Annotated in this window: 10 protein-coding genes; all 10 read right to left on the bottom strand. The window is 61.3% G+C overall.

The features are described 5' to 3' along the window. Positions 1–20: 20 nt before the first annotated feature. Positions 21–785, bottom strand: coding sequence for a CDP-diacylglycerol diphosphatase (locus V8N38_RS22885; protein WP_147840374.1), 765 nt, complete (start codon positions 783–785; stop codon positions 21–23). Positions 786–949: 164 nt separating this feature from the next. Then, complete coding sequence (gene tldD, locus V8N38_RS22890; RefSeq protein ID WP_049273727.1) at positions 950–2395, bottom strand: metalloprotease TldD; 1446 nt, start codon at positions 2393–2395, stop codon at positions 950–952. A gap of 7 nt (positions 2396–2402) precedes the next feature. Then, the gene (nit1, locus tag V8N38_RS22895) at positions 2403–3263 is read right to left on the bottom strand and encodes a deaminated glutathione amidase (protein ID WP_004936930.1); all 861 of its coding nucleotides are present in this window, start codon (positions 3261–3263) and stop codon (positions 2403–2405) included. Continuing rightward, complete coding sequence (yhdP, locus tag V8N38_RS22900) at positions 3260–7063, bottom strand: AsmA2 domain-containing protein YhdP (RefSeq protein ID WP_149506001.1); 3804 nt, start codon at positions 7061–7063, stop codon at positions 3260–3262. Before yhdP ends, nit1 begins: the two co-directional genes overlap by 4 nt. A gap of 86 nt (positions 7064–7149) precedes the next feature. Beyond that, positions 7150–8619, bottom strand: a complete 1470-nt coding sequence (gene rng, locus V8N38_RS22905; RefSeq protein ID WP_025304418.1) for a ribonuclease G — start codon at positions 8617–8619, stop codon at positions 7150–7152. Between the two features lie 38 nt (positions 8620–8657). Beyond that, a complete protein-coding gene (locus V8N38_RS22910) occupies positions 8658–9242 on the bottom strand; it encodes a Maf family protein (RefSeq protein ID WP_004936921.1) in 585 nt (194 codons plus the stop codon). 10 nt (positions 9243–9252) lie between these two features. Further along, positions 9253–9741 carry a rod shape-determining protein MreD gene (gene mreD, locus V8N38_RS22915; protein ID WP_004936918.1) on the bottom strand — a complete coding sequence of 163 codons (489 nt, stop codon included), beginning with the start codon at positions 9739–9741 and terminating at the stop codon, positions 9253–9255. Continuing rightward, a complete protein-coding gene (gene mreC, locus V8N38_RS22920) occupies positions 9738–10763 on the bottom strand; it encodes a rod shape-determining protein MreC (protein ID WP_060424614.1) in 1026 nt (341 codons plus the stop codon). The genes mreD and mreC overlap by 4 nt, the downstream gene beginning before the upstream one ends. A gap of 94 nt (positions 10764–10857) precedes the next feature. Next, on the bottom strand, positions 10858–11901 hold the full coding sequence (gene mreB, locus V8N38_RS22925; protein WP_003855260.1) for a rod shape-determining protein MreB: 1044 nt from the start codon (positions 11899–11901) through the stop codon (positions 10858–10860). A gap of 413 nt (positions 11902–12314) precedes the next feature. Further along, positions 12315–14249 carry an RNase E specificity factor CsrD gene (gene csrD / locus V8N38_RS22930; RefSeq protein WP_147840370.1) on the bottom strand — a complete coding sequence of 645 codons (1935 nt, stop codon included), beginning with the start codon at positions 14247–14249 and terminating at the stop codon, positions 12315–12317. Positions 14250–14343 lie beyond the last annotated feature (94 nt).

The following is a 14343-nucleotide window of genomic DNA, read 5'->3' on the forward strand; positions in this document are numbered from 1 at the left end:
TCTCACCTGCCGTCTTGAGATTAACGCGGCAAAATCGCGCACGTTTTATCCAGCAGCGATTCTACCGAGGCGCGGTTGCCAACGTCCCAGCCGCGCTTCGAGGCCAGCAAGATAAACCCCCGTTGGCCGGCAAACGTGGTCGGAACGACGGCCACGCCATACTCCGCCAGCTGCTGCGGCGAGAGATGAAAATAATCCGCAAGATCCTTAATCGGGTAGATGCCCATCGCGGTCGGTTGCATCACGCGGCGGGCATAGTAGGTGTGGCGCAACAGCTTATCCGGCAAAGGTCGCCATTGTTCCTGAATATAGGGGCGTTCTGCCTGTAATTGGCGCCGTACATCTTCGCGCAGACAGGTCAGGTGAATATGCAATTGGTTCTGGCTGCGGCCATAAGCGGAGTTGATCGCCATGCCCAGCCTGTCGTCCGGCACCGGCCCGCCATACTCGGCGGCCAGCCGGTAACGCATCAGCCATGCATAGCCAAAATAGTCCGTCCGCTCCCCGGCCAGCAGCAGCGGGCTTTCAATGCCGGAAAGCGGCGCCGTCGGCACCAGAATGAAGTGATAGGGATAACGCGGGTTTTGCAGCACGCTAAAGCCCTGCGCTTTCCCCTGCGGCATATAAATCTGCTCACACGGGGCCGGATCGCGCTTTTGCTGATAGTTGGCCATGCAGAGCTTATCGACCACGCCCCACAGCGCATCGGAACGGGCGCAGCCCGTCAGGGAAAGAACGCCCAGCAACAGCAACCAACGCCGGGCGGATAAAGCTAAACGCGCCATCATCGTATTGTTCTGTTTTTTCGCCACGTCAATTTCATTCCATCACTGGGTGCAGGCATGCCTGCGGGGCTGCGGCGTCCTGCCGCGTTTAGCGTTACGAATGCGGGCCAGCCGCAACAGAGGGAATGGATGAAGGGGCCAGCGCATGGCCCCTTGAGGAAAGATTACGCCGTGCCGCCGACGGTCAGCGTATCCAGTTTCAGCGTCGGTTGGCCGACGCCTACCGGCACGCTCTGGCCTTCCTTGCCACACACGCCCACGCCTTTATCGAGCGCCAGATCGTTGCCGACCATCGAGATCTGCTGCATCGCCTCGATGCCGGAGCCGATCAGCGTCGCCCCTTTCACCGGTTTGGTGATGCGGCCCTTCTCGATCAGGTAGGCTTCGGTGGTGGAGAACACGAACTTGCCGGAGGTGATGTCCACCTGGCCGCCGCCAAAGTTCGGCGCGTACAGGCCGTATTCGACACTGGCGATGATCTCTTCCGGCGTCGATTGGCCCGCCAGCATATAGGTGTTGGTCATGCGCGGCATCGGCAGATGCGCGTAGGACTCGCGGCGGCCGTTGCCGGTCGGCGCGACGCCCATCAACCGCGCGTTGAGCTTGTCCTGCATGTAGCCTTTCAGCACGCCGTTTTCGATCAGCACGTTGTACTGGCCCGGTACGCCTTCGTCGTCGATCGCCAGCGAACCGCGCCGCCCTTGCAGGGTGCCGTCATCCACCACGGTGCACAGCTCGGAAGCCACCAGCTCGCCCATATGGCCGCTGAACACCGAGGTGCCACGCCGATTGAAGTCGCCTTCCAGGCCGTGGCCCACCGCCTCGTGCAGCAGCACACCCGGCCAGCCGGCCCCCAGCACCACCGGCATATTGCCGGCCGGCGCCGCCACCGCGCCAAGGTTGACCAGCGCCATGCGCACCGCTTCTTTGGCGTAAGCGTCGGCGCGCACGTCGCCGTCGACGGTTTCCAGGAAGTAGTCATAGCCGAAACGGCCGCCGCCGCCGCTGGAGCCGCGCTCACGCTTGCCATCCTGCTCCACCAGCACGCTGACGGAGAGGCGTACCAGCGGGCGAACATCCGCCGCCAGCGTGCCGTCGGTGGCAGCCACCAACACCTGCTCGTAAACGCCGGTGATGCTGGCGTTCACTTCCTGCACCCGAGCATCGGCGGCGCGCGCCACCTTGTCGACGCGGTGCAGCAGGGCAATTTTCTCTTCGCGCGGCAGGCTTTGCAGCGGATCGAGCAGCGGGTACAGCGCCCGATAGCCGATCTCGCCCAGGGTGTGCGCCCGCCCGTCACCCTGCTCACGCACGATGCTGCGCGCCGCCTGGGCGCTCTGCTGCAGCGCATTCAGGGTGATCTGATCGGCATAGGCGAAGCCGGTCTTCTCGCCGCTGACGGCGCGCACGCCAACGCCCTGGTCGATATTGTAAGAGCCATCCTTGATGATGCCGTCCTCGATCACCCAGGCTTCGTGATAGCTGGACTGGAAATAGAGATCGGCGTAATCGATACGGCGTTCTGCCAGTTGACCCAGTACCTTGTACAGGTCTTGATGACTCAGCTTGTTGGTAGCGAGTAACTGCTCACTGACAAACGTCAGGCTCATAATGGTTTCACTCTTGATTGGAGGATAACTTGTCAGACGGCGCCGTCAGCGACGTCTGGAATCGGTTGTGCTGCAGCACCGGCATCTGCGCACGAATATTTTTCAGGCTTGCGGTGTCCACACGCACCTTCAGCGCCGCCACGGCGTCCGCGTTCTCGGCCAGCACCTTGCCCCAGCCGTCGACAGCCAGCGTGTGGCCCCAGGTGCGGCGGGTCGGCCCGTGGCGCCCCACCTGCGCCGGCGCCAGGATCATGCACTGGTTCTCGATCGCCCGGGCGCGCAGCAGAATTTCCCAATGCGCCTCGCCGGTGACCCGGGTAAAGGCCGCCGGCACCGAAATCAGTTCGGCCCCCTGTGCCCGCAGTGCCTGGAACAGCGCGGGGAAGCGCAGATCGTAGCATATGGTCATACCCAAACGCCCGACCGGCGTATCCACTACCGTCAGGTGCTGCCCGTGCTGGTAGGTATCCGACTCGCGGTAGTGGCCGTGCGCATCGTTGATGTCCACATCGAACATGTGCAGCTTGTCGTAGCGGGCGCGGATTTCGCCCTGCTCGTCGAACAACAGGCTGCTGGTGGTGATAAGCTCCGGGTTTTCGCGGCTGATCAAGGGCATCGAGCCCACCAGCAACCACACGCCATAGCGGCGCGCCAGCTCGCGCACCGCGTTTTGCAGCGGACCGTCGCCCTGTTTTTCCGCCTGTTGGCGGTAAGCCGCGGAGTTGGCGAACAGCAACGCGTTCTCCGGCGTCATGACCAGTTTTACCCCGGCATTGAGCTGTTTGATCTGCTGTTCAATCTGGGCCAGGTTATCGCGCACCTGATCGCCACTGCACAACTGCAACAACGCAACGTTAGCATTCCTCATGACGCCTTATCCTCCTTTGCCTTACGAAGTACCTCATTGATCTTCGGCTGGTCGAGATCGCCGCCGATATGGTAGCGAATCAGCGAAATCTTGCTCCACAGCGGCCCCAGCACCTGCGAGGCGGCAAATACCGCCGCGCCGACGATCGGGTTCACCACAAACGCCGTGGCCACGCCGACGGTCGCCGAAATCGCCGGCGCCACCACCGCCTCCATATCAATACGGCGGCGCGCCAGATCGATCTGGCCACTCATGGCGATATCCGCCGCCAAGCCGTCGATCAATAGATTATCAGTATGCATTATGCCATCTTTCAGCCAGGCGGTGCTGCGGATGGAGTCAAAGTAGAAGCCTTTGCCGAAGGTATCGCTGAAATCGAACTGCAGCTTGCGCAGCAAGGCGTCGAAGCTGACCAATCGCAGCAACTGACCGGCGCGGCCGCCGCCCATGCTGTCGATCTCGCCCTTGCCCATCTTGACCTGCAGCGCGCCGCTCAGCGTATTGACCTGCGGCTGCCACGGCGCGCCGTGCCAGTACAGATCGAAGTCCACGTCGTAAGGCGCGCCTTTCAGCGGGATAGTGATGCCGAAGAAGGCGGCGGTTTCATCGATTTTGCCGCCGAGCAGCTTGCCTTTCAGCGAGCTGCGCTCTTCCTGCGCATTTTGCTTCCACAGGCCGGTGGCGCTCATACGCCCTTTGCCGGTGTCGACCAGGCCGTGATCCAGCGTCAGGGTATCCCCCCGATTGCTCAGATCCGCCTCGACCCTGCCGAAGTTCTGCCCCAGCACCCAGCACGACTTGCAGCGCAGCATCAGCGAAGGCCAGTCGCGGAAGGAAACTTTCTCCGCCGGCGGCGTCGGCGTGCCCGCCGCGTTTTTCGTCTCGGCGAACTGCGGGTTGTAATACAGGTAGTTGATATCGGCGCGCCACGGCCCGCGATCGGCCACCCGCAGGCTGCCGTCCACTTCATCGCTCTTGGCGCTCACCACGGTGGCACCCAGCTGTTTTTCGGCCGACAGCGTCAGCTTATGCCAGGCCTGGCCGCCCAACAGCAGCTGCGGCGTGGTCAGCGCCACGGTGGTGGGGAAGCTGAAACCGCCCACCTGACCGCTACCGCCCCCCTGTTTCAGCGCCGGCGCCAGCAACGCCAGCCACTGCTCGCCGTCCAGCGCCGGCAGGTTCAGCGTCATCGACTTGCCGGCCGGCAGCGGCGGCGTGCCGCCACCGTTGGTTTGCCAGGCGGCGCGCGCCAGATTCACCTGTTTTTTGTCGAAGCGCCATTCACTGTTGAAGCGGTTTTGCTTGCCCGCGCTGCCGGTCAACATGAAGCCGTTCAGACCGCCTTTGACCTTAACGTTCACCGGCAACGCCTCGCCCGGCGGTTTGTCCAGCGGTGAAGGTAAGTGACTGCTCACTTTTTTCAAATCCGCGTCGATGCCGATATCGTAGCTGGCCGAGCCCTGATGTGGGAGCGTGATGGCCACCTGGCTCTGCCAGGGCGCACTGCCGCTGAGCGCATCGGCAACCTCTTTCGGCAGGCCGGGGAACTTGCCCGGCTGCCAATCACCCTTCAGGCCGACGTCAATCTTGTAGTCGCGAGCGCCTTCCTGCGTGGAGAAGTTGACCGCCACCGGCTGCCCGAACCAGGTGGCCGACAGCGGGTCGCTCTGCAGGTTACCGTTGTCGAAGCGGAACTTGCCGCTGAGCTTCTGCAACTCGCTATCCAGCGGCTTAATCAGCAACGAGTTGTTGTTCAGCGCCACTTCACCGGTCGCTTTGACCAGCTCGCCGTCCAAGGGGATATTGAGATGTAAGCGCCCACTGACATCACCGCCAATCTGCAGCTGATCCAGCGCCGCCCCCAGCGAATCGTGCAACGGCGTCTGCATGAAGTAGTCGTGCACGTCGCTGCCCGCGCCTGCGACTTCGGCGTCGATCAGCAGCCGCTCTTTCAGGTAATCCGGGATCACCGCGCTGATATTTTTGCCCGCCACCTTGCCCAACCGGGTTTGCGGCGCATGCATCCACAGCCCCTCGTTGGCGAAGTCGAGGTCGATCGCCAAATCGGTCAGCGCCGGCCAGCCCGGTTGGAACTGGAAGGTGGCGTGGCGCAGCGGCACGAAGACTTCAAACTGTCCTTCGTTTTTACGGTACGGGAAGTGCTGCGGATCGCCGGAATAAATCAGCGTGGCGTTATCTACCTGGCCGCCCTGAATGGCGCCGCTCAGGTAGTCCACCAGATGCTTGCCCATCAGCGGTTCAGGGAAATAGCGCCAGGCGTCGGCGCCGTCATACAGGCGGATGCCCGCCAGAATGTTCAGCCACGGATCGCCCTTGGCCGGCTGCTGATAACGAAAATCGCCGTTGACCCACAGCGACTTCGCCTTGACGTCCAGCCCCTGGCTCGCCAGCTCCCAACCCCGCTCGTTGTAACGCCAGGTCAGCGCGCCACGCGCGCTGCTGACTTCAAGCGGCGCACGGAACATATCGCCGTAAGGCAAGGTGCTGCCTGCCAGCCCCAGCGTCAGGCGGCCGTTCTCCACCCCGCCGCTCAACGCCCCGGAGAAGTGGTTGACGCCCGGCAGCAGTTCCCAATGCTGCCAGCTGACATCGCGCCACAGCGCCTGGAAACGGCTCTTTTCCGGCTGGTTCAACGGAATGTCCAGCGCCAAGGCCTCCATCATCCCCTGCGGCTGCAGATCGTTCCAGCGATCGAGCACGTCCGGGCTGAGGAACGAGAAGGTCGGCAGCAGCGCCGACAGGCGCTCCAGCTGAAGGTTGGTCGCGCGCACCCGCAGCTCTTCATTCTGCGCCGGCCCCATGAACTCGGTGTTTTCCGGCAGCCACAGGGCGGAAAGCGTGCCCTGCGGCCAGGCCTGGCCGTCGGTGCTCAAGCGCAGCTGCGGCACGTCGAGCTGCCAACCGGTACCCTGGCGGCGCAGCGACAGCGCCAGATTGTCCACGTCCAGCCGGTGCTGCGCGGCGCCGGTATCCCAGTTGGCCGCCCCCTGCTTGAGCAACGCGTGGCCGCCGGCAATCTCGCCGTTCTGCACCTGCAGCCAGGCCGCCAGGCTGAAGTCGGCGCTTTCCAGCCCGGTGTTGGCGCGCAGCCAGCGGGTAAACCAGGGTTTCATGTCGATGTTATCGGCCTGCAGGTAGACCGTGCCGGTGTCCAACAGGCCCTGATTATCGCGCAGGTCCATGCGCAGCTGCACCACGCCGTATTGGCCGTTCAGCGTCGACAGGCTGATCTGCCCCTCGGCGCGGTGACGATCGCGGCCGTTGAGCCAGGTCAGCTGAGGAATGTCGAATTCGGCGCGCGCGCCGGCGGGCGTCAGGAACGAGATACGGCTGTCGCGCAAATCAAAGTGATCGAGCTGGCGTAGCATCAGATCGCTGATTTTACCCGGTTCAAGGCCTTCGCCCTGCCGGTCGCCGCCCAGCGTGGCGTTCAGATCGAGCCGGAATTGATAGAAGGTCAGATCGCGGAACTGCCAGCGCCAGTGCAGCAGCGATTGCCACACGTCCAGCGCCAGCGTCACGCGTTCGATATGCACATCGCTTTTGGGCAGCGTAACGCTCAGGTTACGCACTTCAAGCTGTGGGCCGAACGTTTCCCAACTGCCCTGCAGGAAATCCATCTGCACGGGCACGCCGGACAGCTTCTCCACCTGCGCCAGCAGTTGGGGACGGTAGTCGTTCAGCTTCGGCAGCATCAGGCGCAGCCCGCTGATCAGCAGCGCCACAATCACGATTAGGGTGGCGCCTGTTGCTAACAGAATCCCAGGCAGTCGCCTCACGCAGTTCTCCTTGCTCCGCTGCCTGGCAACGGGAATATCTATGCACTGACGGGCCCGGCATCCGGGCCCTTACGATGTCGGGCGGGCTACATCATGACGACGTCGAACTGCTCCTGGCTGTACAACGGTTCGATCTGCACCTTCACCTGTTTGCCGACGAAGATCTCCACTTCGGCCAGCGCATGCGACTCTTCGCTCTTCAGCGCTTCGCCGACCGCCGCCGAAGCATACACCAGGAAGCGATCGGAGTCGTAAGCATGGTGCACGCGCACAATCTCGCGCAGGATCTCGTAGCACACGGTTTCCACCGTTTTCACGGTGCCGCGCCCATTGCAAGTAGGACAATCGTGACAGAGCACATGTTCAATGCTTTCACGCGTTCGTTTACGCGTCATTTCAACTAAGCCTAGCTGAGAGAAGCCGTTGATCGTGGTTTTTACCCGATCTTTACTCAACGCCTGCTCCAGCGAGTGCAGCACCCGGCGGCGATGCTCTTCGTTGTTCATATCGATAAAGTCGATGATGATGATGCCGCCCAGGTTACGCAGCCGCAACTGGCGCGCGATGGCCTGCGTCGCCTCGATGTTGGTGTTGAAGATGGTTTCGTCGAGGTTGCGGTGGCCGACGAAGGCGCCGGTGTTGATGTCGACCGTGGTCATCGCCTCGGTCTGATCGATGATCAGATAGCCGCCGGACTTCAGCTCCACCTTGCGTTCCAGCGCACGCTGGATCTCGTTTTCCACATCGTACAGATCGAAAATCGGCTGGCTGCCGGTATAGAGTTCGAGCTTGTTGGTAATGTCCGGGATGTACTCGCCGGTAAACTCCACCAGCAGATCGTGCGTTAGCCGCGAATCGACGCGGATGCGATCCAGCGCCGCGCCGGCGAAATCGCGCAAGATGCGTTGCGCCAACGCCAGCTCGCCGTACAGCTTGTATTTGGTCTGGTTGCGCTTCTTGCGCTCCATTACCTTGGTCCACAGGCGTTTAAGGAACGCGGCATCCTGCGCCAGCTCTTCCTCGCCGATGCCTTCCGCCGCAGTGCGGATGATAAAACCGCCCAGCTCGTCGCAGTGCGGCGCAACGATGGATTTCAGGCGCTCGCGCTCGGCTTCGCTGTCGATACGCTGTGAAACGCCGACGTGCGCCGCGCCCGGCATGAAGACCAGATAGCGCGATGGCAGCGTGATGTCAGTGGTCAGGCGCGCGCCCTTGGTGCCGAGCGGATCTTTCACCACCTGCACCATCAGGTCTTGCCCCTGGCGCACCAGCTCGGCGATGTCGCGCACGTGGAAGTTTTTCCGCTCGTCGCCGGCGACACATTCGGTATGCGGCATGATGTCGGAGGCGTGCAGGAAGGCGGCCTTGTCCAGGCCGATGTCGACGAACGCCGCCTGCATCCCCGGCAAGACGCGGCTGACGCGCCCTTTATAGATATTGCCGACGATGCCGCGTTTGGATTCGCGTTCGATATGGATCTCTTGCAGAATGCCGCCATCGATATAGGCGACCCGCGTTTCAGACGGTGTGATATTAACCAGTAGCTCAGCTGTCATGCCTTCTCCTCAGAGCCGGTCGATAATGGCAGCGCCCATCAACCGGTTCTTACATCACGTAATGCGACAAAATTACTGAGCAGCTCATGTGTTTCGACCAGCGGCAGACCGACCACCGCGTGATAACTCCCGGTTATCGTTCTGACGAAACAACCACCCTTTCCTTGAATTCCATAGGCGCCCGCTTTATCCATCGGTTCGCCCGTAGCAATATAGTCGCGGATATCCTGTTGTGACAGGCTGCGGAACGTCACGTCGGTCACCACCAGCTGGCAGCGCACGTCGTGGCGATCGGCGATCGCCACCGCCGTCATCACCTGATGCTGTTTGCCCGACAAAGCCGCCAGCATGTCCGCCGCATGGGCTTCGTCGCGCGGCTTCTCCAGCACCCGGCCGTTGAGCACCACGATGGTGTCGGCGCCCAGCACCGGCCGATCTTCCTGCGCCAACGCTACACCCGCTTTGGCCTTGTCCTGCGCCAGGCGGCGCACATAGGCTTCGGCGGCTTCGCCTTCCCGGCGCTGCTCTTCGGTATGCGTCAGCAGAATGTCGAACGACACGCCCAGCAGGGTCAGCAGTTCACGTCGACGTGGGGAGCCGGAGGCCAGATAAAGCGAAGTCATTGAGATACCCTTACTGTACGGCGAACTGACGGCGGATTTTGCGCATCAACAGGAACAACCACGGCCACAAAATGCCGTTTACCACACTACTCCAGAACACCTCTGGGCGGAAAGAGACGTTGATCACTAAAAACTCAGCCCAGAACACCACCACGTCCATCGACAGCGACAGCAGGACGACGATCAGCGCCTGTTGCCACAGCGCCATATTGCGGAACAGTTGGAATTTGAACGCCACCAGGTAGGCGATGATGCCCAGCGCCAGCGCGCGCACGCCCAGCGTGGAGCCGAGGATCAGATCCATGATCAGCCCCAGCACAAAGCCGGTGCCGACGTTGACCCGGTGCGGCAAGGCCATTACCCAGTAAATCAGGATCAACACCAGCCAGGAAGGCCGGAACATGTAGATTTGCTCCGGCCACGGCATGATTTGCAGCACCAACGCCACCAGGAACGACAGCCAGATTATCCAGCGCCCGTGGCTGCGGTAGCTGTTCATTGCACCACTCCCGCCGCAGCAGGCTGAGCTTGAGGCTGGACAGACGCCGGAGCGGCGGTTTGCGGCGCCACGCCGGTAGCCGGAGCCGGCAACTGAGGCCCGACCGAACCGGCAGGCGGCAGCACCTGCGGCATCATCTGCATCAGGCGTTCATTGGCCACGCGGTGCACTTCGTCCGGCGGCAGCGGCATGTCGCCGTTGCGATCGGCGCCCCACAGCAGCAGCAGGTAGCGCAAGCGCTGCAGACCGGCGGTCGGCCGCGCCTGAATCACGGTGTAAGCGCGCTGGTTGTCGACCTTGACCGAGGAGACCACCGCCACCGGATAGCCTTCCGGGAAGCGGCCGCCGAGGCCGGAGGTCACCAGCACGTCGCCAACGCGGATATCGGTGTTGTTCGGCAGATGCTCCAGCTGCAGATCGTCGGCGCAGCCGCTGCCTGCGGCAATCACCCGAATATCGTTGCGCAGCACCTGGATCGGCAGCGCGTGCGAGGCATCGCAGATCAGCAGCACGCGGCTGGTGACTTTCGCCACCGCCACCACCTGACCGACCACGCCCTTGTCGCTGATCACCGGCTGGCCTTCATAGACGCCGTTGTCCGACCCTTTGTCGATCACCACCTGATCGCTGTACGGATCGGAACCGGTGGAGATGACCTGGGTCACCATCTTGTGTTCGTCCTGGCGCAGCGGGGAACCCAGCAGCTCGCGCAAGCGGGCGTTTTCCTGCTTGAATTGGCCAAGAAGAAGAATATCGCTGTTTTTCAGCAGCAGTTCCTGCCGCAGAGCTCGGTTTTCCAGCTCCAGCTGTTGGCGGGTAGCCAGCGTTTCTGACACGCTGTCCAAAACTTTACGCGGCCCGTTGGCCAGAAAATAGAAAGGGCTGACTGCGGTGTCCATGTAGTTGCGTATCTTCACGAACGTGCCGAGCCGGCTGTCGGCAACGATCAGGCCAATGGCCGCGATCACCGCCAAAAAAAGTCGCAGTTGCAGGGAAGGCCCCCTGCTAAAAATCGGCTTCATAAATTATGCGAGTTCCTCGACAACAGAAAGAGGAACCGTACCCGATTTTCGCTGTGCGCATTCATCCGATACGATTCCTCCTTCCAGGGGCTGACTATTCTTCGCTGAACAAATCGCCGCCGTGCATGTCGATCATTTCCAACGCCTTGCCGCCACCGCGCGCTACGCAGGTCAACGGATCTTCCGCCACCACGACCGGAATACCGGTTTCTTCCATCAGCAGACGATCGAGGTTGCGCAGCAGCGCGCCGCCGCCGGTCAAGACCATGCCACGTTCGGAAATGTCGGAGGCCAATTCTGGCGGGCACTGCTCCAGCGCAACCATCACCGCGCTGACGATGCCGGTCAGCGGCTCTTGCAGGGCTTCGAGGATTTCATTGGAGTTCAGGGTAAAGCCGCGCGGTACGCCTTCGGCCAGGTTACGGCCGCGGACTTCGATTTCGCGCACTTCGTCGCCCGGATAGGCAGAACCGATTTCGTGCTTGATGCGCTCGGCGGTCGCTTCGCCGATCAGCGAGCCGTAGTTACGGCGCACATAATTGATGATGGCTTCATCGAAGCGGTCGCCGCCGATGCGCACGGAAGAGGAGTACACCACGCCGTTCAGCGAGATCACCGCCACTTCCGTGGTACCGCCACCGATATCCACCACCATGGAACCGGTCGCTTCGGAAACCGGCAGACCTGCGCCGATCGCCGCCGCCATCGGCTCTTCAATCAGGAACACTTCACGCGCGCCGGCCCCTTGGGCGGACTCGCGGATAGCGCGGCGTTCAACCTGGGTTGCGCCGACCGGCACACAGACCAGCACGCGCGGGCTTGGGCGCATGAAGCTGTTGCTGTGAACCTGTTTGATAAAGTGCTGCAGCATTTTTTCGGTCACGAAGAAGTCGGCGATCACGCCGTCTTTCATCGGGCGAATAGCCGCGATGTTGCCGGGGGTGCGGCCCAGCATCTGTTTGGCGTCATGACCGACGGCCGCTACGCTCTTTGGGGAGCCGGCACGATCCTGGCGAATGGCAACCACCGAAGGTTCATTCAGTACGATGCCTTGCCCTTTAACATAAATCAGGGTATTGGCGGTACCCAAGTCGATGGACAAGTCGTTGGAAAACATGCCACGAAATTTCTTAAACATAACGAAAGGATAATCCTGCAAGCTGGGGGCGGAAAATAAAATCCGCCTACTTTACCAACCACACGAAGCAGCGACAAGGCGCAAAAACGTTCTACTTCGGTGAAAAATAGTCTGTATTGTTTCTGCTCGAATGCACGGAAATTGGATGAGGCCTGAATTCCCTGAACAAAGGCTCAGTTTACCACCCTGTCAACGCACGAAACGGCGTAACACAGCTCATAAAATCTAACATATTCCCTGATTGCCGCCGATGGTAAGCACCTACCAACGTCAACCAGATAAAAGCTGACAAGAGCCTATCTCAAATAGGCGTCGTTGTCGCAGGCAGATTGGAGAAAACTCCAAAATGACGGGTGACATGGCCCAGATGGATCCGGCGCTCATTCTACGTCAATTTTTGTCCGGCAATCAGCTTAAACACGATAACGACGTGAATATTTTTTACGCCCCACGTCGATCGGTTCCGGCGACGCAAAAAAGTCGCCCTGCCCGCCGTGGATACCACGCTCTTTCAGCGTCTGCCACTCGTTGCGCGTGCGTACGCTGGCGGCGAACACCTGCGCGTGCGTGCCCGCGCAGGCGCCCGTCAGGCTCTGCACGAACAGCTGATTTTCGTCCCGCTTATCGATACTCCGCACCAGCCCCGGGTGGAGCTTGACGATCTCCACCTGCAACGACTTGATATAGGACGTACTGACCACGGTTAAACCCGCTTTGGACACCGCGAGGCGGCAGCCCAGCCCTGACAGCAACTTCAGCACCGGACGCAAACGGTCGATATGTTGACACACATCTGCCTCCGCAAGTTCAATCAGAATTCGCCTACGCTGATTTTTTTCGCACTGCAACAGCGTATCGCGCAGCCAGCGCTGGAAAGAACGCTGCAAAATCGAGTCGACGCACAGCGGAAACGCCAGCGTTTCCTCAGGCCATTGCGCCAGCAAGGGGATGATGCGGCTCACCTGTTGGCGATCGTAACTCTCCGCCAACCCCAGCTGCTGCACCAGCGGCATATATTCCGCCGGCAGCAACTCCTGGGAGCCGTCATAAATCCGGCTCATGATCTCAAGATGGTGTACCTCGCCTGCCACGGTCACCGCCGGTTTCTGATACAGCCGCGGGCCGCCGCGCGCCAGTACCTGTTCCAGCAACGTGCGCCACTTGACGCTGCCGCGCCCCTTTTCCGGCACCTGGCTGTCGTACACATACCAGCCGTTCTCGCCCTGCAGCGTCGCGTGGCGCGTCGCCTGCTCCGCGTAATCGATCACCTGCTCCGTGGTTTGGCCGCTGCGGTACGCCACGATGCCGATGTGCAGGAAGGCCTCACGATCGATCAGCGCCGTGGAAGGCAAGGCATCGATGGCGTTGACCAGCTGTGACGCGATGCCGTCGGCCTCCTTCAGGGTTCGATGCGGCAACAGCACGGTAAAATCGCTGTGGAAATAGCGCGCCAGCAGCGCCGAGGGGTAGCGCATCACGAAGGTAGACAGCAGGTTGACCAGCGAATACATCAGCTCCTGTACCGCCACGCTGCCGTGCGTGTCGCGCAGGGTCTCGAAATCGGGCAGCCGCACCATCATCACGATGCCGTGCGAACCTTCGTCTTCCAGCTGAGTGGTCAATTGATTATCGAAGAACAGGCGATTATTCAACCCGGTTTTGGCGTCCTGCGCGGCGAAGGCGCGGATCAGCGTATCGACCCGGCTGCGCTCTTCCCGCGCTTCCGCCAGATCGGCCAGCAGGCGATCGAGCGCGCCGCTGACGTTGGCCGGCCACTCACGCACGTCGCCTTGCATGACGTTTTCACGCTCGCCGTTCAGAATGCGCCGCGCGCGGCGTTCCAGGCGATCTTCACCGTCGGCCTGCTCACGCAACCAGCGCAGGCTGAACAGCAAAACCACCACCATGACGACGATCGACAGCGTGACGGCGGCGGTGGACTGCAACGTGCGCACGTCGCTGGCGAAGGGATCGAGGTAAGTGATGTACAGCGTGCTGCCCGGATGTTGCAACAGGGGGCGCGAGACCTGACGATAGCCGTTCAGCGTATCCCAGGGCTCTTTTTTCAGCGTCGGCAATTTATAGTTGAGAAACTGGCTGGTGCCGGCCTCTACGCGGATCGACACGATGCCGAGCGGGCGCATGACGATCGGCAACCATTTCTCCTGATCGCGCGGCGATTCGTGCAACATGGCCTGATCGAGAGAGGTAACCAGCGAATCAAAGCGACGCTCCTGGCGATCCTGGGTAACGTAAAAGAAGCTGTATGAGCATCCCATCAGCATCAAAAACATCGCCAGCGCGACCAACAGAGTGATCAATGCAGAGAGTTTGGTGGTAAATCGCATCCCTGTGCCTTGTCCGCTATGGTTAAGTGAGTGTTCACCCTTTAGCTAAAAGGGGCCGTCCAACCCTAACAAGCCTTGCTGAAGAATTAAACCT

The sequence above is a fragment of the Serratia nevei genome, assembly GCF_037948395.1.
In the GTDB taxonomy this organism is placed as follows: Bacteria; Pseudomonadota; Gammaproteobacteria; order Enterobacterales; family Enterobacteriaceae; genus Serratia; species Serratia nevei.

What these genes read in the sequence shown, in the direction of transcription:
- V8N38_RS22885 (WP_147840374.1), bottom strand. Translation starts at nt 785, where the DNA reads ATGGCGCGTTTAGCTTTATCCGCCCGGCGTTGGTTGCTGTTGCTGGGC.
- tldD (WP_049273727.1), bottom strand. Translation starts at nt 2,395, where the DNA reads ATGAGCCTGACGTTTGTCAGTGAGCAGTTACTCGCTACCAACAAGCTG.
- nit1 (WP_004936930.1), bottom strand. Translation starts at nt 3,263, where the DNA reads ATGAGGAATGCTAACGTTGCGTTGTTGCAGTTGTGCAGTGGCGATCAG.
- rng (WP_025304418.1), bottom strand. Translation starts at nt 8,619, where the DNA reads ATGACAGCTGAGCTACTGGTTAATATCACACCGTCTGAAACGCGGGTC.
- V8N38_RS22910 (WP_004936921.1), bottom strand. Translation starts at nt 9,242, where the DNA reads ATGACTTCGCTTTATCTGGCCTCCGGCTCCCCACGTCGACGTGAACTG.
- mreD (WP_004936918.1), bottom strand. Translation starts at nt 9,741, where the DNA reads ATGAACAGCTACCGCAGCCACGGGCGCTGGATAATCTGGCTGTCGTTC.
- mreC (WP_060424614.1), bottom strand. Translation starts at nt 10,763, where the DNA reads ATGAAGCCGATTTTTAGCAGGGGGCCTTCCCTGCAACTGCGACTTTTT.
- mreB (WP_003855260.1), bottom strand. Translation starts at nt 11,901, where the DNA reads ATGTTTAAGAAATTTCGTGGCATGTTTTCCAACGACTTGTCCATCGAC.
- csrD (WP_147840370.1), bottom strand. Translation starts at nt 14,249, where the DNA reads ATGCGATTTACCACCAAACTCTCTGCATTGATCACTCTGTTGGTCGCG.